Here is an 18,397-nt window from a genome sequence, read left to right on the forward strand (position 1 = left end):
TGGGCCGCGCATGGCACCGGACCGTCCGCGCCACGGGCCTGCACCGGACAGCCCCATCGCTGGGAGGCGTTTGTGTCGCTGCCTTGAACGGTTTGAGGCACATCGCCGAAAAATACGCCTCCGAGGAAACACGCGCCAACCTGATTTCCAGCAATTGATTTGGAACCACGAGCAACTCGTGGTAATAATTAATGGAGCTTAACCTCATCTGTGAGAGTAACATGTCTTTAAAAACCTTGGCCGCAGCGGGCGCAGCAGTCGCCCTTTCCACTGCGGTCGCCCATGCGGTGACCTTTACGGGCACCTTCGATGTCAGCGGCCCGGCGTTTTCAGACCCCGGCCTGGTCGTCAATGTAGCGCCAAACCCCGGACCCGTGAGCTTCACCCTCAGCCTCGGGGACAGCACCACATTCGACCTGTTCGATATCTGGACGGAAGAGGAAGCGCTTTCCTTCCCCGAGGATACGACCGCACAGGACATCTTTGTGGCATTCGACTTTACCGCGCCGCCGCCGCCCTTTACGGGCACGGTGAGCGGCGAGACCGACGGTTTCGTCTTCGGCGGGTCGCTCAGTTCGGTCGGCCGGGTCACCTGGGGCGGCACACAGACGGTGTTCTTCGGCCCGTTCGGTGATGGCGTGCTGGAGCTCACGCTGTCCGATACGGAATTTAATCGCGGCCCATTGTTCGAATTCGGGACCCTGACGCCGGGCGTCGGGTTCGGTGGCACCGTGCAACTGACCGCGAGCTACATTACCGCAGCGACCCCCATTCCCCTGCCGGCAGCGGGCTGGCTGCTGCTCGCAGGTGTCGGTGGCCTCGGCGCCATGCGGAAATTCCGCAAGTCCTGAGCCGACGCATATTCTGAAATGAGAAAAGGCAGCCTTTGGGCTGCCTTTTTTGTTGGCGGTGAGGAGGCACCTCACTCCATCACAGGGATGGAGAATTCGCCGCCTTCCTTGATGCCCGAGGGCCAGCGGGCGGTCACCGTCTTGGTCCGCGTATAGAACCGGAACGCGTCTGGCCCGTGCTGGTTCAGATCGCCGAAGCCCGATTTCTTCCAGCCGCCGAAGGTGTGGTAGGCCAGAGGCACCGGGATCGGCACGTTGATCCCGACCATCCCGATATTGATCCGGTTGGCGAAGTCGCGCGCCGCGTCCCCGTCGCGGGTGAAGATCGCGGTACCGTTGCCGTATTCGTGGTCCATCGCCAGACCGAGGGCTTCCTCGTAGGATTTGGCGCGCACGGTGCACAGAACGGGGCCGAAGATCTCGGTCCGGTAGATGTCCATTTCTTTGGAGACATTGTCGAACAGGTGCGGGCCGACGAAGAACCCGTTCTCATAGCCCTGCAGCGAGAAGTCCCGTCCGTCCACCACCAGCTTGGCGCCCTGATCGACGCCGGATTGTACCAGCCGCTCGATATTGGCCTTGGCCGCGGCGGTCACCACGGGGCCGTAATCGACATCCGTGCCCGAGGTATAGGGCCCGACCTTCAGCGCCTCGACCCGCGGCACCAGCTTCTCGATCAGCCGGTCCGCGGTCTCTTCGCCGACGGGCACCGCGACCGAGATCGCCATGCACCGCTCGCCCGCAGCCCCGTAGCCTGCGCCGACCAGCGCGTCCGCCGCCTGGTCGAGATCGGCGTCCGGCATGATGATCATGTGGTTCTTGGCCCCCCCGAAACACTGTACGCGCTTGCCGTTGGCACAGCCGCGGGAATAGATGTATTCCGCGATGGGGGTGGAGCCGACGAAGCCGATCGCCTGGATCGTGTCATTGTCGAGGATCGCATCCACCGCGCCCTTGTCGCCGTTGATCACCTGCAGCAGCCCGTCGGGCAGCCCGGCCTCGGTCATGAGCTCGGCCAGCATCAGCGGCACGGACGGATCGCGCTCCGACGGCTTGAGGATAAAGGCGTTGCCGCAGGCCAGGGCGGGGGCCATCTTCCACATCGGGATCATGGCGGGGAAGTTGAACGGGGTGATCCCTGCCACCACGCCCAAGGCCTGGCGCATGGAATACATGTCGATGCCCGGGCCTGCGCTGTCGGTGAATTCGCCCTTCAGAAGATGGGGCGCGCCGATGCAGAACTCGACCACCTCCAGCCCGCGCACCACGTCGCCCTTGGCATCGGGCAGGGTCTTGCCATGCTCGCGGCTCAGGGCCTCGGCCAGCTTGTCCATGTCTCGGTTCAACAAGCGCACGAACTCCATCAGCACCCGCGCGCGGCGCTGGGGATTGGTGGCCGCCCAGGCGGGCTGTGCTGCGGCGGCGGCGGCCACGGCGGCGTCCAGCTCTTCGGGCGACGCAAGTGGCACCTTGGCCTGCACCTCGCCCGTGGCCGGGTTCATGACATCCGCGAACTGGCCCGACGTGCCTGCCACGCGCTTGCCGTTGATGAAATGGCTCAACTCTTCCATGGAACTCTCCCTGATTGCTCGGGCTCACCTTAGCCTTGCATTTTTGCCGGGAAAAGGAGCAGTCTGCCAAAAGAGTTTTGCAAAAACGCAAGGGTAGGGATGGATCTGAACTGGGACGACCTGCGCGTTTTCCTGCATGTGGCCCGGGGGGAGGGGCTGACGGCGGCCGCGCGGACCTTGCGGCTCGACCCGGCCACGGTGGGCCGCCGCATCGCCCGGCTGGAGGAGGCCGTGGGTGAGGCGCTGTTCCTCAAATCCCCGCAAGGCTACCAGCTGAGCGATGCAGGGGCGCGCTACCTGCCCCATGCGGAGGCCGCCGAGCAAGCCGCCCGCGCCGCGGGCGATGCGCTGGCCGGGACCACCGAGGAGCTCAGCGGACCGGTCCGGATCGGCGCGCCCGATGGCTGCGCCAACTACCTGCTGCCCAGCGTTTGCGCCCGCATGCTCGACGCCCATCCGGCGCTGGAGTTGCAGATCATCGCCCTGCCGCGGGTCATCAACCTCAGCAAACGCGAGGCGGATCTGGCGATCACCGTCTCCCCGCCCGAGACCGGGCGCCTGACGGTGCAGAAGCTTGCCGATTACCACCTGCATCTGGCCGGGCACCGGGACCTGCTGGCGCGCCTGCCGGTGGCCACGCGGGCCGATATCGCCGCCCACCGGATCGTCGGCTATATCCCCGACATGGTCTTCGACCGAGAGCTCGACTATCTGACCGAGCTCGGCCTCGACCGGGCGGCGGTGGCGTCCAATTCCGTGGCGGTGCAGCTCAACTTGCTGCGGGCGGGGCTCGGCCTCGGCGTGGTGCATGATTTCGCCCTTCCCGCGGCGCCGGACCTGACCCGGGTGCTGCGGACCGATTTCGCCCTGCGCCGCAGCTTTTACATCGTGCGCCACGCGGATGACCAAAAAGTCGTACGTCTGCGCCGCTTCACCCGGATTTTCACCGAGTTTTTTCGCGACGAACTGGCCCGGCTGGAGCGTGACGCTTGACAGAAGGCCCTGCACCCGGCGACTTTTGATCCAGTCAATCGGAGGAGACCCCATGCTGGTGCATCAGATCCTGAAGTCGAAGGCGAGCGCGGAGGTGGTGACGATCGGTCCGGACGCCAGCGTCGCGGACGCCGCCAAGGTGCTCTCGCTGCGCAAGATCGGTAGCGTGGTCGTCTCTTCCAACGGCAAGACCGCCGACGGGATCCTGTCCGAGCGCGATATCGTGCGCGAGGTGGGGGTGCGCGGGGCAGGCTGCCTGACCGAGACCGTTGGCAACATGATGACACGGGATCTTGTCACCTGCGGCCCGGATGAAAGCGCCGACAAGGTTCTGATGCAGATGACCGAAGGACGCTTCCGCCACATGCCCGTGGTTCAGGACGGCGAAATGATCGGCCTGATCACCCTGGGCGACGCGGTCAAGGCGCGGCTGCAGGAAGTCAGCATGGAAAAAGAGGCGCTCGAAGGGATGATCATGGGGTTCTGACCCCGCGACACCTCCTGTCTTGCCCCGGCCTGCTTGAACTCCGGACCGATATCCGGTTTTGTCGCGCCGTAGCCCCAAGGAGATGCCCATGCGCATCGGACTGTACCCCGGAACCTTCGACCCGGTCACGCTCGGTCACCTCGACATCATCCGGCGTGCGTCGACCCTCGTGGATCGGCTGGTGATCGGGGTTGCGATCAATCGCGACAAGGGGCCCTTGTTTTCCCTGGAAGAACGGGTTGCGATGCTGGAGGCGGAATGCGCCGCCGTGTCGGCCGAGACGGGCACTGAAATCGTCGCCCATCCGTTCGAGAACCTGCTGATCGACTGCGCCCGGGATGTGGGCGCCTCGATGATCATCCGGGGCCTGCGGGCGGTGGCGGATTTCGAGTACGAGTTCCAGATGGTGGGAATGAACCGCCGTCTCGACGATTCCATCGAAACCGTCTTCCTGATGGCGGAGGCCGAGCATCAAGCGATCGCCTCGAAACTGGTCAAGGAGATCGCCCGGCTCGGAGGCGATGTCACGCCCTTCGTGACATCGCAGGTCAGGGCTGCCTTGGTGGACCGGTTCGGCCCACCGCAGATGAACGCGGCTCAGTAGCCGTAGACGGTTTTACGGGCGATTTCCCGGGCCTTGGTACGATCGATATCCAGATCATGGGCGACTTCCCACGGCATGGCTTGAATCTCCGAAACCGTGCGGACATAGGCAATCCGCTTGGCGGTGGCGGAGCGGATCGTGTTCAGAATGCTGGTCATTGGGACACTCCTTGGAGATATGGTCTGGTTGCGTTTGCGTGGGCATCGTTAGCGCTCACAAGGCCAAGATGGGGAATGCTGCGGCGCAGAACAACCTGCATTGCGGTCGAGCCGCTATGCGGAATATGCAATGGTCCTGAAGAGTGGGCCGCGTAGCTTGAGTGAGGATGCAAATGCAGCAAGTCGACGGGTTCAGCCCGGTGCCCCCGGGCAAGGTGGCCACTATCGTCACCCATCTGGAGATGACCGCACGCCCCGATCCCACGCCGGTGCCCGAGTTGCCGTCCCTGGTTCTGGATCGGGTCCGCGCGCCGGATCTGGCGCAGTACCGGCAGGTCTTTCTGGATGTGGGAGGGCGCGACTGGCTATGGTGCTCGCGGCTCCTGCTCGATGACGCAGCACTGGCCGCGATCCTGAACGACGACGCGGTGGAGCTGTTCTATCTGCGCGACGGTGCGGCGGTGGTCGGTCTGCTGGAGCTCGATTTCCGCGAGACCGGCGCTTGTGAGTTGGCCTTCCTGGGCCTCGTGCCCGCGTGGGTCGGGCGTGGGGCAGGGCGCTACCTGATGAACATCGCGCTGACCCGCGCCTGGACGCGTCCCATCACCCGGATGCATGTGCATACCTGCACCCTCGATCACCCAGGGGCGGTGGCCTTCTATCGCCGCGCAGGCTTCGTGCCGGTGCGGCAGGAGGTGGAGGTGTTCGACGACCCGCGTCTAGGCGGGATCCTCCCGACCGACGCCGCGCCGCACATCCCCGTCTTCACCCCCTAGGCGTCAGAGGAACTTGCCCATCTCCCGGGCCGTGTCGACCATCCGGTTCGAGAAGCCCCACTCGTTGTCATACCAGCTCAGCACCCGGCACATGGTGCCTTCCAGCACCTTGGTCTGGTCCGTGGCGAAGATCGACGAATGGGCGTCGTGGTTGAAATCCATCGACACGAGCTTCTCGTCGGTCACGCCGAGAACCCCCGAAAGCCGTCCTTCGGCGGCCGCATGGATCGCCGCGTTGATCTCTTCGACCGAGGTCTCGCGCGCGGCTTCGAAGGTCAGGTCGACGACCGACACGTTCGGCGTCGGCACCCGGATTGCCACCCCGTCGAGCTTGCCGTTCAGCTCCGGCAGCACCAGGCCCACGGCCCGTGCCGCCCCGGTGGAGGTCGGGATCATGTTCATCGCCGCCGCCCGTGCGCGGTAGAGATCCTTGTGCATCGTGTCCAGCGTCGGCTGGTCGCCTGTGTAGCTGTGAATGGTGGTCATGAAACCCTTCACGATGCCCACGGCCTCTTGCAACACCGAGGCGACGGGCGCCAGGCAGTTGGTGGTGCAGGAGGCGTTCGAGACCACGATGTCCGAGCCCGACAGGCTCATGTGGTTCACCCCGTAGACGATGGTGTTGTCCGCACCGGCCGCCGGGGCCGACACGAGCACACGCTTGGCGCCATTCTTGAGGTGCAGGGCAGCCTTGTCGCGGGCGGTGAAGATGCCGGTGCATTCCAGCACGATATCCACATGGGACCAGGGCAGGTCCTCGGGATTGCGGATCGCGGTGACCTTGATCGGGCCACGCCCCACATCGATCGTGTCGCCGGACACGGTGACCGTCCCGGGGAAGCGGCCATGGATCGAATCGTAGCGCAACAGATGCGCATTGGTTTCCACCGGGCCCAGATCGTTGATCGCCACGACCTCCAGCCCGCTATCCTCCGTTTCGAGAATCGCCCGCAGGACATTACGACCGATCCGGCCGAACCCATTGATTGCCACTTGCACAGTCATCTGCGCCCCTCGCTCTTTCATTCCCGCCGCACCCTGCGGCTTTGGCGCGACGTTATCGCTAACATTCTTCGAAAACAAGCCGCCGCGCGGAAATCAGCCCGGGTGTGATACCGGGCTCATCCCCAGAAGCGCATCCAGTCGATCACCTCGATCAGCCGCCGACCCAAAGCGATCAGCGCGGCGCTGTCGCGGGCCAGGACGTCAAAAAGGGCGGCCCCGATCAGGAGCACGCCCAGCCAGATGGCGATCTTGGTTGTCACGTGAGTCAACACTCCCTGCGGCGACGCGCGCCGCAGCGGGACGTGCGTCAGATCAGGCGTCCGATGGCCGCGGCGGTGTCCGCCATGCGGCAAGAGAAGCCCCATTCATTGTCGTACCATGCCAGAACCCGCACGGTCCGTCCCCCGATAACCTTTGTCTGGTCCGGTGCAAAGATCGAGGAATGGGTGGTGTGGTTGAAGTCGATCGACACCTTCGGCTCCGGGTCGTAGGCCAGAACCGCGCCCATATGGCCCTGGGCCGCCTCGCGCACGATCTCGTTCACGTCCTCGACGGTCACGTCCTTGCCCGCCTCGAAGGTCAGGTCCACCGCCGAGACATTCGGCGTAGGCACCCGCAGGGCGGTGCCGTCGAGCTTGCCGGCGAGTTCGGGGATCACCTCGCCGATGGCCTTCGCCGCCCCGGTGGAGGTGGGGATCATCGCCATGGCCGCAGCGCGAGCGCGGTACAGGTCGGAATGCCGCCGGTCCAGCGTCGGCTGATCTCCGGTATAGCTGTGGATCGTGGTCATGATGCCACGCTCGATCCCGATCGCGTCGTTGAGGACCTTGGCCAGCGGGGCCAGCCCGTTGGTGGTGCAGGAGGCGTTGGAGACCACGTGATCGTCCTTGGTCAGGCTGCGGTGGTTCACCCCGTAGACGATGGTCTTGTCGGCGTTCTTGGCAGGGGCGGAGACCAGCACACGCTTGGCGCCGTGGTCCAGATGGACCGCCGCCTTGTCGCGGGCGTTGAACTTGCCCGAGCATTCCAGCACCACGTCCACCCCGGACCAGTCCAGCTCCGTCGGATCATAGGTGGAGAACACCTTCATCGGTCCGCGGCCCAGGTCCATGTGGTCGCCATCCACCGTGACCGTGCCGCCGAACCGGCCATGAATGCTGTCATATTTCAGCAGATGCGCATTCGTTTCGATCGGCCCGGTGGCGTTGATCTTGACCACCTGCACATCGTTGCGCGCGCTTTCCGCGATATGCGCCAGGGTGCAGCGACCGATGCGGCCAAATCCGTTGATTCCAACTGTAATCGTCATCCTGCGCACTCCTCGAAATCTGGCGACGGGGGCGGATCGATGCTGCGGCGGATCGGGGGAACGCCACGGTATCCCATCGTATTCCGTCCGGATGTAGCGTGGTGCACCTGCAGAAAAAAGGGGAAAAATGTCGCGATCTTAATATGTTAGCGGAAACATCACATGGTGGCGCTAACGGGTTGCCGGAAAGCCGCAAGCCTTTATGGTCAAGCAGGGCGCATACAGAGGTATCGGAGAACAATATGAGCGGCCTGATTGCATTGTTGGACGATGTGGCCGCCCTCGCCAAGGTTGCGGCGGCCTCTCTGGACGATGTGGTGGGCCAGGCGACCAAGGCCGGGGCCAAGGCCGCGGGCGCGGTGATCGACGATGCCGCCGTGACGCCGAAATACGTTCAAGGCTTCGAGGCCGCGCGCGAACTGCCCATCGTCTGGCGGATCGCCAAGGGCTCGATCCGGAACAAGCTGGTGATCCTGCTGCCCGTCGCACTGCTGCTGTCGGCCTTCGCCCCCTGGCTGATCCCGTTGCTGCTGATGCTTGGGGGGGCCTATCTGTGCTTCGAGGGGGCGGAGAAGATCCTCCATGTGTTCCACGCGAAGAAAAGCCACGAACCCGTTGCAGTTGAAGAGAAAGTCACGTCTGCGAGCCTGGAGGAGGCGAAAGTGGCGGGCGCCATCAAGACCGATTTCATCCTGTCGGCCGAGATCATGACCATCGCCCTTGCGGCCCTGCCAGCCACGGGCGGCGTGATGCTCCAGATCCCGGCACTGGCGCTGGTGGCCTTGGGCATCACCGCGCTGGTCTATGGCAGTGTCGCGGTGATCGTTAAGGCCGATGACGTGGGGCTGCACATGGCGCAGGCCGGGCGTCTGGCGAGCACCCGCGCCCTTGGCCGTGGCATCGTCACATCCATGCCGACCTTCTTGAAACTGCTGACGGTTGTCGGGACAGCGGCGATGCTCTGGGTCGGCGGGTCAATCATCCTGCACGGGCTCGAAGAGATGGGCGTGGCCGGTCCGGCCCATGCCATCCACGCCATTGCCGAGGCGGTCGCGCACACGGTGTCCGCCGCCCAGGGCGCCATCGGTTGGCTGGTTACCGCGACCCTGGACGGGGTGTTCGGGCTGATCCTGGGGCTCGTGATCGTGCCTCTCGTCACGCGGGCTTCGGCGCTGATCCCGCGCGGCTGAACCGGGACGCACCGCCCGGACGGAGTGCGCGCGGCGCGCGCCCGACCGGGGGCTGCCTGCCCCCGGACCCCCGGGAGTATTTCGGCACAAAAGAAGGGGCGCGGAAAAACGCCCGCCGGGTGAGGGCGGGCGTTCGGATCGATCTGGCGCTGCGAGCGAGGCTCAAAGCATTTCCTTGACCTTGGCGACGACCGCCTCGGGCCTGATCTCGAAATGCTTGTAAAGATCGCCCGCCGGGGCCGATCCGCCGAAATCATGCATGCCGACGAAGCCGCCCTTTTCGCGCTTGCCGCGCTCGCCATAGAGCCAGCGGTCCCAGCCGAAGCGGATCGCGGCCTCCACCGCGACGCGGACGGGCCCGGCGGGCAGCACCTTGCGGCGATAGGCGTCGGGTTGTTCTTCGAAGATCTCCCAGCAGGGCATGGACACGACGCGCGTGCCGATCCCCTCGGCCTGCAACAGGTCGCGCGCGGCCATGGCGATGGCCACCTCGGACCCGGTGGCCATCAGGATCGCCTGGCGCTTGCCCTCGGCCTCGGCCAGAACGTAGCCGCCCTGGGCGGTCAGGTTCTTGGTCTTGTGCTCGGTCCGCAGGGTGGGCAGGCCTTGGCGCGACAGCGCCAGCACCGTGGGCGTTTCGGTCTGCTCCAGCGCGATCTCCCAGGCCTCGGCGGTCTCGACCGCGTCGGCGGGGCGGATCACCAGGGTGTTGGGTGTGGCGCGCAGCATCGCCAGGTGTTCGACCGGCTGATGGGTCGGGCCATCCTCGCCCAGCCCGATGGAATCGTGGGTCATCACATAAACCACCGGCTGTTTCATCAGCGCCGACAAGCGCATCGCCCCGCGCGCGTAATCGGTGAAGCACAGGAACGTGCCGCCATAGGGACGGATGCCGCCATGCAGGCTCATGCCGTTCATCGCCGCGGCCATGCCATGCTCGCGGATGCCGTAATAGACATACCGCCCGTCGCGGCTCTCGGGCATGAAGACACCCAGATCGCCAGTCTTGGTGTTGTTCGACCCCGTGAGGTCCGCCGAGCCGCCCACGGTCTCGGGCATGATCGGGTTGATCACTTCGAGCGCCATCTCCGACGCCTTGCGGGTCGCCACCTTTGGCGCGGTCTCGGAGGTCTGCTTTTTCAGCGCCTTGATCGTGGCGCTCAGCTTCCTGGGCAACTGGCGCGAGAACGCGCGGGAAAACTCGACCTGCTTGGCATTGGACAGTTTGGCGAACCGGGCGTCCCAGGCCGCCTTCTCGGCGGCCCCGCGGGCGCCGATCGCCTCCCACTGGGACTTGATCTCGGCCGGGATCTCGAACGGGCCATGGGTCCAGCCCCAGGCCTCGCGCGCGGCCTGGTTCTGGCTGTCATCCGTCAGCGCGCCGTGGCCCTTGGAGGTATCCTGGGCCGCGTGACCAAGCGCGATATGGGTCTTGCAGGCCACCATGGCGGGCTTGTCGGACGCCTTCGCGGCACTCAACGCGCGGTCGATATCCTCGGGGTCATGCCCGTTGCAGGAAAAGACGTCCCAGCCCGAGGCCGCGAAGCGCGCCATCTGGTCGGTGCGGTCCGACAGGTCGACCTTGCCGTCGATGGTGATGCCGTTGTCATCCCACAGCACGATCAGGCGGCTCAACTCCTGCCGCCCGGCCAGCGTCAGCGCCTCCTGGCTGATGCCTTCCATCAGGCAGCCATCGCCCGCGATCACCCAGGTGTGGTGATCCATGATCTTGGCACCCCAGCGGGCGCGCAGGATCTCTTCGGCCATGGCAAAGCCCACGGCGGTGGCGATGCCCTGGCCCAGCGGACCGGTCGTCGTCTCGATGCCCGCGGCATGGCCAAACTCGGGATGACCCGCGGTGGCGGCACCGAGCTGACGGAAATTCTTGATCTCCGACAGGGGCATGGACTCGTACCCCGTCAGGTGCAGCAGCGCATAGAGCAGCATCGACCCATGGCCCGCCGACAGGATGAACCGGTCGCGGTCGGCCCAGTCCGGAGCGCTCGCATCGAATTTCAGGTGCTTTTCGAACAGGACCGTGGCCACATCCGCCATGCCGATCGGCATGCCGGAATGCCCGGAATTCGCGGCGGCGACCGCGTCGAGGGCAAGGGTCCGGATCGCCGTTGCCTTCATCCAGTGATCGGGGTGCGCGGAGCGCAGGGCTGAAATATCCACGGGATACCTGTCCTTTCAAAAGGCGCAGTGAGCGCTGTCGCGCGCTCTTTATCAGCCAAGGGGCAAAGTGCAACCTCTGGCGCGGGTTTGGGCCGCCCGCGCCCCGGGGCGGGGTGCGAAAATGGGGGCGCATTCGGCTGGCCCGCTTGTTAACCTGCCCGGCAAGGTCGGCCCGAATCGCGCCCCGTCGGCGTGCGGGCTCCCAACCGGGCAACCAAAAGACCCGGGCCGGCAGGACAGAGCAGGCAGACAAGGAGACGACATGAGCGAAATCCCTCAACTGGAGCAGCGCATCGCCGCGGCCCTGGAACGCATCCGCGCCGGGCTCGATACCTTGCCGGGCGCCGAGATGGCCGAGACCGCCGCCCAGGCCGAGACCCTGGCCTCCCGCGTCAGCGCGCTGGAGGCGGAACTGGTCGAGAAAGGCGCACTGGAGGCGGAAGTGTCCGCCCTGCGCGACGGGCTGGCCAAGGCGGAGCAGGAGCGGGCCGAGATGCTCGATACCATGCAGAAGCTGCAGACTGTGAACGCCGATCTGCGCCTCGCCGCGGCCGAGGGTGCGACCGACCCGGACGTGATCAACGCCGCCCTGGTTGCCGATCTCGAAGCGCTGCAGAAGGTGCGGGCCGCCGATCTGCGCGACATAGACGCCATTCTGAGCGAGTTGGCGCCGCTGGCGAAGGAGGCCTGAGATGCCCGAGTTGACGATCACCATCGGAGCCCGCGATTTCACCGTCGCCTGCCAGGCGGGCGAAGAGAAATATCTCGAAGCCGCGGCCGCGATGCTCGATGCCGAGGCCCGGGTGCTGGCCGAGCAGGCCGGCCGCATGCCCGAGGCGCGGATGCTGCTCATGGCCGGGTTGATGCTGGCTGACAAGACCGCCGCGGTGGAGGACAAGCTGCGCGAGGCCGAGGCGAAGCTGGCCGAACTCGGGCAGGAACTCGAGGCGCTGCGTAACGCGCCCGCGCCTGCGCCCGAACGGATCGAGGTGCCGATGATCCCGCCCAGCGTGGCCGAGGGCATGGCCGAGCTGGCCGCACGCGCGGAATCCGTGGCCGACGCGGTCGAGGCCAAGGCCCGTGCGGGGGCTGCCTGAGCCATGGCGCTCGAAGATGCGGGCGGCGAGGTCGATGGCGCCTTCACCCGTCCCGACCCGCGCGGTCTGAGCTATGAGGCGGCCTATGGCGGCGCGCTGAGCTTCCTGCGCCGCCGCTACACCAAGGAGCTGAGCGGCGTGGATGTCGCGGTCTCCGGCGTGCCCTTCGATCTGTCGGTGACCAATCGGCCCGGCTGTCGGCTGGGCCCCCGCGCGATCCGCGAGGCGTCGTCGCTGCAACCCTTCGATCCGCCCTATGGCTGGGGGTTCGACCCGCTGTCGGAGTTCACCGTGGTGGATTACGGCGATCTGGCCTTCGATTACGGTCGCGCGGCGGGGTTCCCAGCGGCGCTCGAGGCCCATATCCGCACCATTCTGGCGGCTGGCGCCGCGCCGCTGACCATGGGCGGGGACCATTATATCAGCTATCCGATCCTGCGCGCGCTGGCCGAGGTCCACGGGCCCTTGTCGCTTCTGCAGTTCGATGCCCATTCCGACACCTGGCCTGACGAGGATCGCGACCGGCTGGATCATGGAACCATGTTCTACAAGGCGGTGAAGGACGGGCTGATCGATCCTGCGCGCTCGGTGCAGGTGGGGATCCGCACCACCAACGATACCGATCTCGGCTTCCACGTGATCGACGCCCGCGAGGTGCACGAAGCGGGCGCCGCGGCCGTGGCGGCCAAGGTCCGGGGCATCCTGAGCGATCAAAAGACCTACCTGACCTTCGACATCGACTGCCTGGATCCGGGCACCGCCCCGGGCACGGGCACGCCGGTCTGGGGCGGCTTGAGCGCGGGGCAGGCGGCGATCCTGCTGCGCGACTTGGCGGGCATCACCCTGGTGGGCGGCGACGTGGTCGAGGTCTCTCCGCCCTATGATCCGTCCGGGGCGACGGCGGTGGCTGGCGCCCATGTGATGACGGAAATCCTGTGCCTCTGGGCCTGGACACGCCGCAAGGGCGGGCAAGCCTGATCGCGCGCCCTATATCTCAGACATCACGCAAGTCGCACCAAAGGGGAGCCCATGGGCAACTGGATCGGTATTCTCATCATCGTGGCGATGTTCGCCTTCGTCGCACTCATGGCGGTCTTTCGCCTCGCCCCCAGTGACCCGGCCGAATGGCACGTGGACCCGACCGACCCGAGCCTGAGCGCCGGGAGCGGGGCGGCGCTGGTGCGCTCGGACGGCAACCTGCAAAGCCCGGTCTTCGACGAAACACCTCAGGCGCTGCTGGCGCGGCTCCATGTCCTTGCGGACGCGACCCCGCGCACCCGCGTGCTCGCCGGCAGCCCGGAGGAGGGGCGCGTGACCTACATGACCCGCTCCCTGCTCTTCGGCTTTCCCGACTATACCAGCGTCACGACGATCCCCATGGGCGACGGTGCGCAAGTGGTGGCTTACGGGCGTCTGCGCTTCGGCAGCTCCGACATGGGCGTGAACACCGAGCGTTTGTCCGGTTGGCTCGACCAGCTTCAGACCGCCCGCTGATCCAACTGCCAAAAGGCCCCGCCGCGCGTGCCGCGCGCCGGGACACGAGGTTTTGCGCCGTGCTTCGCACGTCGCCGGGGGCGAGAGGGGCCAGCCCCTCTCGCGCTCTCCCCGGGATACTTGAAGACTTGAGAGATCAAGTCCCCCGATCTTCATCTTTGCTCAAATACTGCGGGGGTCCGGGGGCAGCGCCCCCGACCCGGTCTGCCTGCCCTTGACCCCACCCGGTCCCGGCGGCACAACCCGAACTCATGGTGCCCACGGAAAAACTCGCCCAGATCACGGAACGCTTCGAGTATATCGAAGCGCGCATGGCGGCGGGTGCCGCGGGCGAGGATATCGCGGCCCTCGGGCGCGAATATGCCGAGCTTAAGCCCGTGGTGGCCGAGATCGCCGCCTATAGCCGGGCGCGCGCCGACCTGGCCGAGGCCGAGGCGATGCTGGACGATCCGGAAATGCGCGCCCTGGCCGAAGAAGAGATCCCCGCGCTCAAGGCCCGTATCCCGGAGATGGAGCAGGCCCTGCGCCTGGCCCTTCTGCCCAAGGACGCCGCCGACGCCCGCCCCGCGATGATCGAGATCCGTCCCGGCACCGGCGGGGAGGAGGCGGCGCTGTTTGCCGGCGACCTGCTGCGCATGTACCAGCGCTATGCCGAGGCGCAGGGCTGGCGGTTTCAGATCGTGTCCGAAAGCCTGACCGAGCTTGGCGGCATAAAGGAAGTGATCGCCCATGTCTCCGGCAGCGGCGTCTTCGCCAAGCTGAAATACGAAAGCGGGGTGCACCGGGTGCAGCGCGTGCCGGTCACCGAATCCGGCGGGCGCATCCACACCTCCGCCGCCACGGTGGCGGTACTCCCCGAGGCCGAGGCGGTGGATATCGACATCCCCGCCTCCGATATCCGCATCGACACCATGCGCGCCAGCGGGGCAGGCGGCCAGCATGTGAACACCACCGATTCGGCTGTGCGGATCACCCATATCCCCACGGGTCTGGTGGTCACCAGCTCCGAGAAATCCCAGCATCGCAACCGCGACATCGCCATGCAGGTGCTGCGCGCGCGGCTCTATGACCTGGAACGTCAGCGCGCCGATGCCGAACGCTCGGCCGCGCGCAAGGGGCAGGTGGGCTCCGGCGATCGGTCCGAGCGCATCCGCACCTACAACTTCCCGCAAGGCCGCATGACAGACCACCGGATCAATTTGACGCTCTACAAGCTCGACCAGGTGATGCAGGGGGATCTCGACGAGGTGATCGCAGCTCTGGCCGCCGACGACCAGGCCCGGCTGCTGGCGGAGGTCGAGGGGTGAGCGACCGGCATGCGGCGTGGCTGCAGGCCCTGGCCGAAGCGGGCGTGGCGGACCCGGCGGGCGATCTGCGGCGGCTTTTCGATTGGGCCTATGCTCAGGGGCAGGGCGATCCGGCGCCGCAGACCCGCGACCGGCCCAATGACTGGACCCTTTATACCCTGGAGGACGCGGTGAAGGCCCGCGCCGCGCGCCAGCCGGTGTCGCAGATCATCGGCCGCCGCGCGTTTTTCAAGCATGACTTCGAGGTCACGCCGGATGTGCTTGACCCGCGCCCGGACACCGAGACCCTGGTGGAGGTGGCGCTTGCGCATCCTTTCGACACGGTGCTCGATATTGGATCAGGATCAGGCTGTATCCTGCTGTCCTTGCTGGCAGAACGCCCCGAGGCGACCGGGCTGGGTATCGACATCTCGGCCCCCGCGCTGGACGTGGCGCGGCGCAATGCCGACCGGCTCGGGCTGGCGGGGCGGGCGCGTTTTCGGCGCTCTGACTGGCTGGCCGAGGTCGACGAGCAATTCGACCTGATCGTCTCCAACCCGCCCTATATCGACGCCGCCACCTACGCCACGCTCGCCCCCGAGCTGCGCGACTGGGAGCCGCGCGGCGCGCTGGAGGCGGGCGCGGACGGGCTCGACGCCTACCGGGTGATCGCGCGCGACGCGCCCCGCGTTCTGGCGCCGGGCGGCACGCTCTGTCTGGAGATCGGCCATGACCAGGGCCGCTCCGTGCCCGCACTTCTGGCCGCTTCGGGCTGGCGGCAGATCACGGTGCAACGGGATCTCAACTGCAAGGACAGGGTGGTCACGGCGAACTTGATCTGACGCAGGTTTCGGCCCGAAACGGAGATCGGACGCGATCCTGCGGGACATTTTGTCTGTTTTTTGCTTGCCCCGGCGCCCGTCCCATGCTTACTGAGGCCACGGGTAGCGCGACCTCACCGTTCGAGGGCCGCTCGTACAACCCAATCATCTCCGGTATCCAGCGCACGGGCAACGGCTCGGCGGCAGGATGCGGCTAAAGCGGATATGGCTCCGGGCGATGTCCATGACTGCCACAAAGGCGGAAATAACCAGATATGAGATCATCGAAATCCCGCTCGCGGAACAAGAATAACCGGCGCAGTGTCGGCAATATCGTCAACCGTGTATTCGACAGTTCCGGGCCAGAGGGCAAGGTGCGCGGCACGCCGCAGCAGATCATCGACAAATACCTGACCCTGGCGCGGGATGCGCAATTGGCCAATGACCGCGTCGCGGTGGAGAATTTCCAGCAGCACGCCGAGCATTACACCCGCATGCTGAGCGAGGCCATGCGCGAGCAGGAGGCCCGCCAGGAACAGCAGGCGCAGCAAGCCCAGAACCAGCAGAAATCGCGCGGCGACCGCAACGAACGCGGTGATCGCGGGCAGAACGGCCAGAGCGGGCAAGGCGGCGACCAGCCGTCGCAGGGCCAGTCCCGCTCCGATCCCGGCGACGCGCCCCAGCCCGAGACGGCCGAAGCCAAACCGCCCGAGACCGGCGCGTCCGATGTGATCGACCTGGGCGACGGCGACACCGATACGGGGCTCGTCGAGACCCCCGAAAGCAAACCCGCCCGCAAGCCGCGCACCCGCTCGCGCCGCAAGAAGACCGACGAAGCGCCCGCCGAAACGGCCGAGGCCTCGTCCGAGACACCGGCGGCGGAATAAACCCCGCGAAAACGACAAAGGCCCGGACATGCGCCGGGCCTTTGTCGTTTAAGGTCGCGGATTTACATGGAAAAGCTCGTCCCGCATCCGCAGCTGGAGCTGGCATTGGGGTTCTCTATGGTGAACCGCGCGCCGATCAACTCCTCGGTGAAGTCGATCACCGCGTTCTCCAGGAACGGCAGGGACACCGCGTCCACCACCACCTTCTGACCCTTGCCTTCCAGCACCAGGTCGTCCTCCGCCGGATCGTCCAGCTTGATCTCGTACTGGAACCCCGAGCAGCCGCCACCCTCCACGGCCACGCGCAGGGCCTTGGCCGCGTCGCTCTCGGCGTTGATTTCGGCGAGACGCGCGAAGGCGCGCTCGGTCACGGTGGGGGGCAGGGTCAGGTCCATCCGGGGGCTCCGACTGTTCTTTGAACGTTATGATGTATATAAGATGCCTCAAAACGCAGAACAAGAACAGGCAGATCATATGACAGCGCCCTTTGCGTGCGGACCCGCAGGCTCGCGCGGCAGGCTTGTGGCCGAACCCGAGAGCGATTTTCGCTCGTGCTTTCAGCGCGACCGCGACCGGATCATCCATGCCAGTGCGTTCCGGCGGCTGAAACACAAGACCCAGGTCTTCGTGGAACACGAGGGCGATTATTTCCGCACCCGCCTTACCCATTCGATCGAGGTGGCCCAGGTGGCGCGCACGATCTGCGGCGCGCTGGGGCTGAACCCGGACCTGACCGAGGCGGTGGCGCTGGCCCATGATCTGGGCCACACGCCGTTCGGGCATACGGGCGAGGATGCGCTCAACGCGCTGATGGCCCCCTATGGCGGGTTCGATCACAACGCCCAGGCGCTGAAGATCGTCACCTCGCTCGAACGTCATTACGCGGCTTTCGACGGGCTCAACCTGACTTGGGAAACGCTGGAAGGCATCGCCAAGCATAACGGCCCGGTCACGGGCGAGTTGCCCCATGCGCTGGCCAGCTACAACGCCCGCCACGATCTCGAACTGCACACCCATGCCAGCGCCGAGGCGCAGGTGGCCGCTCTGGCCGACGACATCGCCTATAACAACCACGACCTGCAGGACGGGCTGCGCGCCGGGCTCTTCAACCAGGCCGATATCGCCGACCTGCCGCTGGTGGCCGAGGCCTATGCCGAGGTCGACGCCGCCTGGCCCGATCTCGACCCCGCGCGGCGCAAACACGAAGCCCTGCGCCGGGTGTTCGGCATGATGGTGGCGGACGTCATCGACACCTCCCGCGCGCTGCTGGCCGAGGCCGCCCCGGCCGACGCCCAGGCCGTGCGCGACCTGGGCCGACCGGTGATCCGGTTCTCCGACGGGATGTTCGCCAGCCTGCGGCAGATCCGCGAGTTTCTCTTCACCCGCATGTACCGCGCCCCCAGCGTGATGGAGAAGCGCGCCGAGGTTACCACGGTCATCAACGACCTCTTCCCGCGCTACATGGCCGACCCCAGCCTGCTGCCCGCGCGCTGGCAGCCCGACATCCTCGCCACCCGTACCCGCACCGAACTGGCCCGTATCGTGGCCGACTACATCGCGGGCATGACCGACCGCTACGCGCTCCAGGCCCATGACCGGCTCACGGCGGGGGACCGCGCCCGCAGCGCGCGCGCCTGATTTCGGTTGGACCCGCGCGGGCGAGTTGCTACAGGGACGCGACACCTGACCC

The 18,397-nt window shown here is 66.3% G+C and carries 21 protein-coding genes; 14 read left to right on the plus strand and 7 right to left on the minus strand.

Going from position 1 to position 18,397, the window contains the following annotated elements:
• Positions 1–191: 191 nt before the first annotated feature.
• Positions 192–851: a VPLPA-CTERM sorting domain-containing protein gene (locus tag PVW48_RS01545; RefSeq protein WP_274579966.1), complete on the plus strand. Its 660-nt coding sequence runs from the start codon at positions 192–194 to the stop codon at positions 849–851.
• A gap of 71 nt (positions 852–922) precedes the next feature.
• Here PVW48_RS01545 and PVW48_RS01550 read toward each other — a convergent pair whose 3' ends face one another.
• The gene (locus PVW48_RS01550; protein WP_274579967.1) at positions 923–2,422 is read right to left on the minus strand and encodes a CoA-acylating methylmalonate-semialdehyde dehydrogenase; all 1,500 of its coding nucleotides are present in this window, start codon (positions 2,420–2,422) and stop codon (positions 923–925) included.
• 99 nt (positions 2,423–2,521) lie between these two features.
• Between PVW48_RS01550 and PVW48_RS01555 the strand changes: the two genes are divergently transcribed.
• The 3 genes from PVW48_RS01555 (at position 2,522) to coaD (ending at position 4,506) form a co-directional block, all read left to right on the plus strand.
• A complete protein-coding gene (locus PVW48_RS01555) occupies positions 2,522–3,415 on the plus strand; it encodes a LysR family transcriptional regulator (RefSeq protein WP_274579968.1) in 894 nt (297 codons plus the stop codon).
• Positions 3,416–3,467: 52 nt separating this feature from the next.
• Positions 3,468–3,902 (plus strand): CBS domain-containing protein, encoded by a 435-nt coding sequence (locus PVW48_RS01560; protein WP_012178417.1) that lies wholly within the window; start codon positions 3,468–3,470, stop codon positions 3,900–3,902.
• An 88-nt stretch (positions 3,903–3,990) separates the two neighbouring features.
• Positions 3,991–4,506 carry a pantetheine-phosphate adenylyltransferase gene (coaD, locus tag PVW48_RS01565; RefSeq protein WP_012178416.1) on the plus strand — a complete coding sequence of 172 codons (516 nt, stop codon included), beginning with the start codon at positions 3,991–3,993 and terminating at the stop codon, positions 4,504–4,506.
• Here the strand turns inward: coaD and PVW48_RS01570 are convergent.
• The gene (locus PVW48_RS01570; RefSeq protein WP_203426319.1) at positions 4,500–4,664 is read right to left on the minus strand and encodes a hypothetical protein; all 165 of its coding nucleotides are present in this window, start codon (positions 4,662–4,664) and stop codon (positions 4,500–4,502) included. The two genes, coaD and PVW48_RS01570, sit on opposite strands and share 7 nt — an antisense overlap.
• Positions 4,665–4,837: 173 nt before the next feature.
• Between PVW48_RS01570 and PVW48_RS01575 the strand changes: the two genes are divergently transcribed.
• The gene (locus PVW48_RS01575; RefSeq protein WP_274579971.1) at positions 4,838–5,440 is read left to right on the plus strand and encodes a GNAT family N-acetyltransferase; all 603 of its coding nucleotides are present in this window, start codon (positions 4,838–4,840) and stop codon (positions 5,438–5,440) included.
• A 3-nt stretch (positions 5,441–5,443) separates the two neighbouring features.
• Here the strand turns inward: PVW48_RS01575 and gap (PVW48_RS01580) are convergent, their stop codons facing one another.
• The 3 genes from gap (PVW48_RS01580) to gap (PVW48_RS01590) form a co-directional block, all read right to left on the minus strand.
• Positions 5,444–6,445: a type I glyceraldehyde-3-phosphate dehydrogenase gene (gene gap / locus PVW48_RS01580; RefSeq protein ID WP_274579974.1), complete on the minus strand. Its 1,002-nt coding sequence runs from the start codon at positions 6,443–6,445 to the stop codon at positions 5,444–5,446.
• A 116-nt stretch (positions 6,446–6,561) separates the two neighbouring features.
• Positions 6,562–6,705, minus strand: coding sequence for a hypothetical protein (locus PVW48_RS01585; protein WP_274579975.1), 144 nt, complete (start codon positions 6,703–6,705; stop codon positions 6,562–6,564).
• A 47-nt stretch (positions 6,706–6,752) separates the two neighbouring features.
• Complete coding sequence (gene gap / locus PVW48_RS01590) at positions 6,753–7,754, minus strand: type I glyceraldehyde-3-phosphate dehydrogenase (protein WP_012178412.1); 1,002 nt, start codon at positions 7,752–7,754, stop codon at positions 6,753–6,755.
• A 242-nt stretch (positions 7,755–7,996) separates the two neighbouring features.
• Here gap (PVW48_RS01590) and PVW48_RS01595 point away from each other — a divergent pair, with 242 nt between their 5' ends.
• Positions 7,997–8,944, plus strand: coding sequence for a DUF808 domain-containing protein (locus PVW48_RS01595; protein WP_274579977.1), 948 nt, complete (start codon positions 7,997–7,999; stop codon positions 8,942–8,944).
• A 162-nt stretch (positions 8,945–9,106) separates the two neighbouring features.
• On the opposite strand, the gene tkt is transcribed toward PVW48_RS01595, so the two are convergent.
• Complete coding sequence (gene tkt / locus PVW48_RS01600) at positions 9,107–11,122, minus strand: transketolase (protein ID WP_274579979.1); 2,016 nt, start codon at positions 11,120–11,122, stop codon at positions 9,107–9,109.
• A gap of 262 nt (positions 11,123–11,384) precedes the next feature.
• Here tkt and PVW48_RS01605 point away from each other — a divergent pair, with 262 nt between their 5' ends.
• The 7 genes from PVW48_RS01605 (at position 11,385) to PVW48_RS01635 (ending at position 16,707) form a co-directional block, all read left to right on the plus strand.
• The gene (locus tag PVW48_RS01605) at positions 11,385–11,813 is read left to right on the plus strand and encodes a hypothetical protein (protein ID WP_274579980.1); all 429 of its coding nucleotides are present in this window, start codon (positions 11,385–11,387) and stop codon (positions 11,811–11,813) included.
• A gap of 1 nt (position 11,814) precedes the next feature.
• Entirely contained in the window at positions 11,815–12,219 is a 405-nt protein-coding gene (locus PVW48_RS01610) for a cell division protein ZapA (protein WP_274579981.1), read from the plus strand.
• Between the two features lie 3 nt (positions 12,220–12,222).
• Positions 12,223–13,197, plus strand: coding sequence for an agmatinase (speB, locus tag PVW48_RS01615; RefSeq protein WP_274579982.1), 975 nt, complete (start codon positions 12,223–12,225; stop codon positions 13,195–13,197).
• A 51-nt stretch (positions 13,198–13,248) separates the two neighbouring features.
• Positions 13,249–13,713: a DUF1499 domain-containing protein gene (locus PVW48_RS01620; protein WP_274579983.1), complete on the plus strand. Its 465-nt coding sequence runs from the start codon at positions 13,249–13,251 to the stop codon at positions 13,711–13,713.
• A 251-nt stretch (positions 13,714–13,964) separates the two neighbouring features.
• The gene (gene prfA / locus PVW48_RS01625) at positions 13,965–15,020 is read left to right on the plus strand and encodes a peptide chain release factor 1 (protein WP_012178405.1); all 1,056 of its coding nucleotides are present in this window, start codon (positions 13,965–13,967) and stop codon (positions 15,018–15,020) included.
• Positions 15,017–15,841: a peptide chain release factor N(5)-glutamine methyltransferase gene (gene prmC, locus PVW48_RS01630; protein WP_274579984.1), complete on the plus strand. Its 825-nt coding sequence runs from the start codon at positions 15,017–15,019 to the stop codon at positions 15,839–15,841. Before prfA ends, prmC begins: the two co-directional genes overlap by 4 nt.
• A 254-nt stretch (positions 15,842–16,095) precedes the next feature.
• Positions 16,096–16,707, plus strand: a complete 612-nt coding sequence (locus PVW48_RS01635) for a DUF4167 domain-containing protein (RefSeq protein WP_274579985.1) — start codon at positions 16,096–16,098, stop codon at positions 16,705–16,707.
• A 62-nt stretch (positions 16,708–16,769) separates the two neighbouring features.
• Here PVW48_RS01635 and PVW48_RS01640 read toward each other — a convergent pair whose 3' ends face one another.
• Positions 16,770–17,096 carry a HesB/IscA family protein gene (locus PVW48_RS01640; protein ID WP_044028578.1) on the minus strand — a complete coding sequence of 109 codons (327 nt, stop codon included), beginning with the start codon at positions 17,094–17,096 and terminating at the stop codon, positions 16,770–16,772.
• A gap of 85 nt (positions 17,097–17,181) precedes the next feature.
• On the opposite strand from PVW48_RS01640, the gene PVW48_RS01645 reads away from it, so the two are divergent.
• Positions 17,182–18,345 carry a deoxyguanosinetriphosphate triphosphohydrolase gene (locus PVW48_RS01645; protein ID WP_274579986.1) on the plus strand — a complete coding sequence of 388 codons (1,164 nt, stop codon included), beginning with the start codon at positions 17,182–17,184 and terminating at the stop codon, positions 18,343–18,345.
• Positions 18,346–18,397: the final 52 nt, after the last annotated feature.

The organism is Dinoroseobacter sp. PD6 (genome assembly GCF_028807315.1).
Lineage (GTDB): Bacteria > Pseudomonadota > Alphaproteobacteria > Rhodobacterales > Rhodobacteraceae > Dinoroseobacter > Dinoroseobacter shibae.

Excerpts from the sequence above, each read along its gene's own strand:
- PVW48_RS01545 (WP_274579966.1), top strand. The coding sequence starts at position 192 with ATGGAGCTTAACCTCATCTGTGAGAGTAACATGTCTTTAAAAACCTTG.
- PVW48_RS01550 (WP_274579967.1), bottom strand. The coding sequence starts at position 2,422 with ATGGAAGAGTTGAGCCATTTCATCAACGGCAAGCGCGTGGCAGGCACG.
- PVW48_RS01555 (WP_274579968.1), top strand. The coding sequence starts at position 2,522 with ATGGATCTGAACTGGGACGACCTGCGCGTTTTCCTGCATGTGGCCCGG.
- PVW48_RS01560 (WP_012178417.1), top strand. The coding sequence starts at position 3,468 with ATGCTGGTGCATCAGATCCTGAAGTCGAAGGCGAGCGCGGAGGTGGTG.
- coaD (WP_012178416.1), top strand. The coding sequence starts at position 3,991 with ATGCGCATCGGACTGTACCCCGGAACCTTCGACCCGGTCACGCTCGGT.
- PVW48_RS01570 (WP_203426319.1), bottom strand. The coding sequence starts at position 4,664 with ATGACCAGCATTCTGAACACGATCCGCTCCGCCACCGCCAAGCGGATT.
- PVW48_RS01575 (WP_274579971.1), top strand. The coding sequence starts at position 4,838 with ATGCAGCAAGTCGACGGGTTCAGCCCGGTGCCCCCGGGCAAGGTGGCC.
- gap (WP_274579974.1), bottom strand. The coding sequence starts at position 6,445 with ATGACTGTGCAAGTGGCAATCAATGGGTTCGGCCGGATCGGTCGTAAT.
- gap (WP_012178412.1), bottom strand. The coding sequence starts at position 7,754 with ATGACGATTACAGTTGGAATCAACGGATTTGGCCGCATCGGTCGCTGC.
- PVW48_RS01595 (WP_274579977.1), top strand. The coding sequence starts at position 7,997 with ATGAGCGGCCTGATTGCATTGTTGGACGATGTGGCCGCCCTCGCCAAG.
- PVW48_RS01605 (WP_274579980.1), top strand. The coding sequence starts at position 11,385 with ATGAGCGAAATCCCTCAACTGGAGCAGCGCATCGCCGCGGCCCTGGAA.
- PVW48_RS01610 (WP_274579981.1), top strand. The coding sequence starts at position 11,815 with ATGCCCGAGTTGACGATCACCATCGGAGCCCGCGATTTCACCGTCGCC.
- speB (WP_274579982.1), top strand. The coding sequence starts at position 12,223 with ATGGCGCTCGAAGATGCGGGCGGCGAGGTCGATGGCGCCTTCACCCGT.
- PVW48_RS01620 (WP_274579983.1), top strand. The coding sequence starts at position 13,249 with ATGGGCAACTGGATCGGTATTCTCATCATCGTGGCGATGTTCGCCTTC.
- prfA (WP_012178405.1), top strand. The coding sequence starts at position 13,965 with ATGGTGCCCACGGAAAAACTCGCCCAGATCACGGAACGCTTCGAGTAT.
- PVW48_RS01635 (WP_274579985.1), top strand. The coding sequence starts at position 16,096 with ATGAGATCATCGAAATCCCGCTCGCGGAACAAGAATAACCGGCGCAGT.
- PVW48_RS01645 (WP_274579986.1), top strand. The coding sequence starts at position 17,182 with ATGACAGCGCCCTTTGCGTGCGGACCCGCAGGCTCGCGCGGCAGGCTT.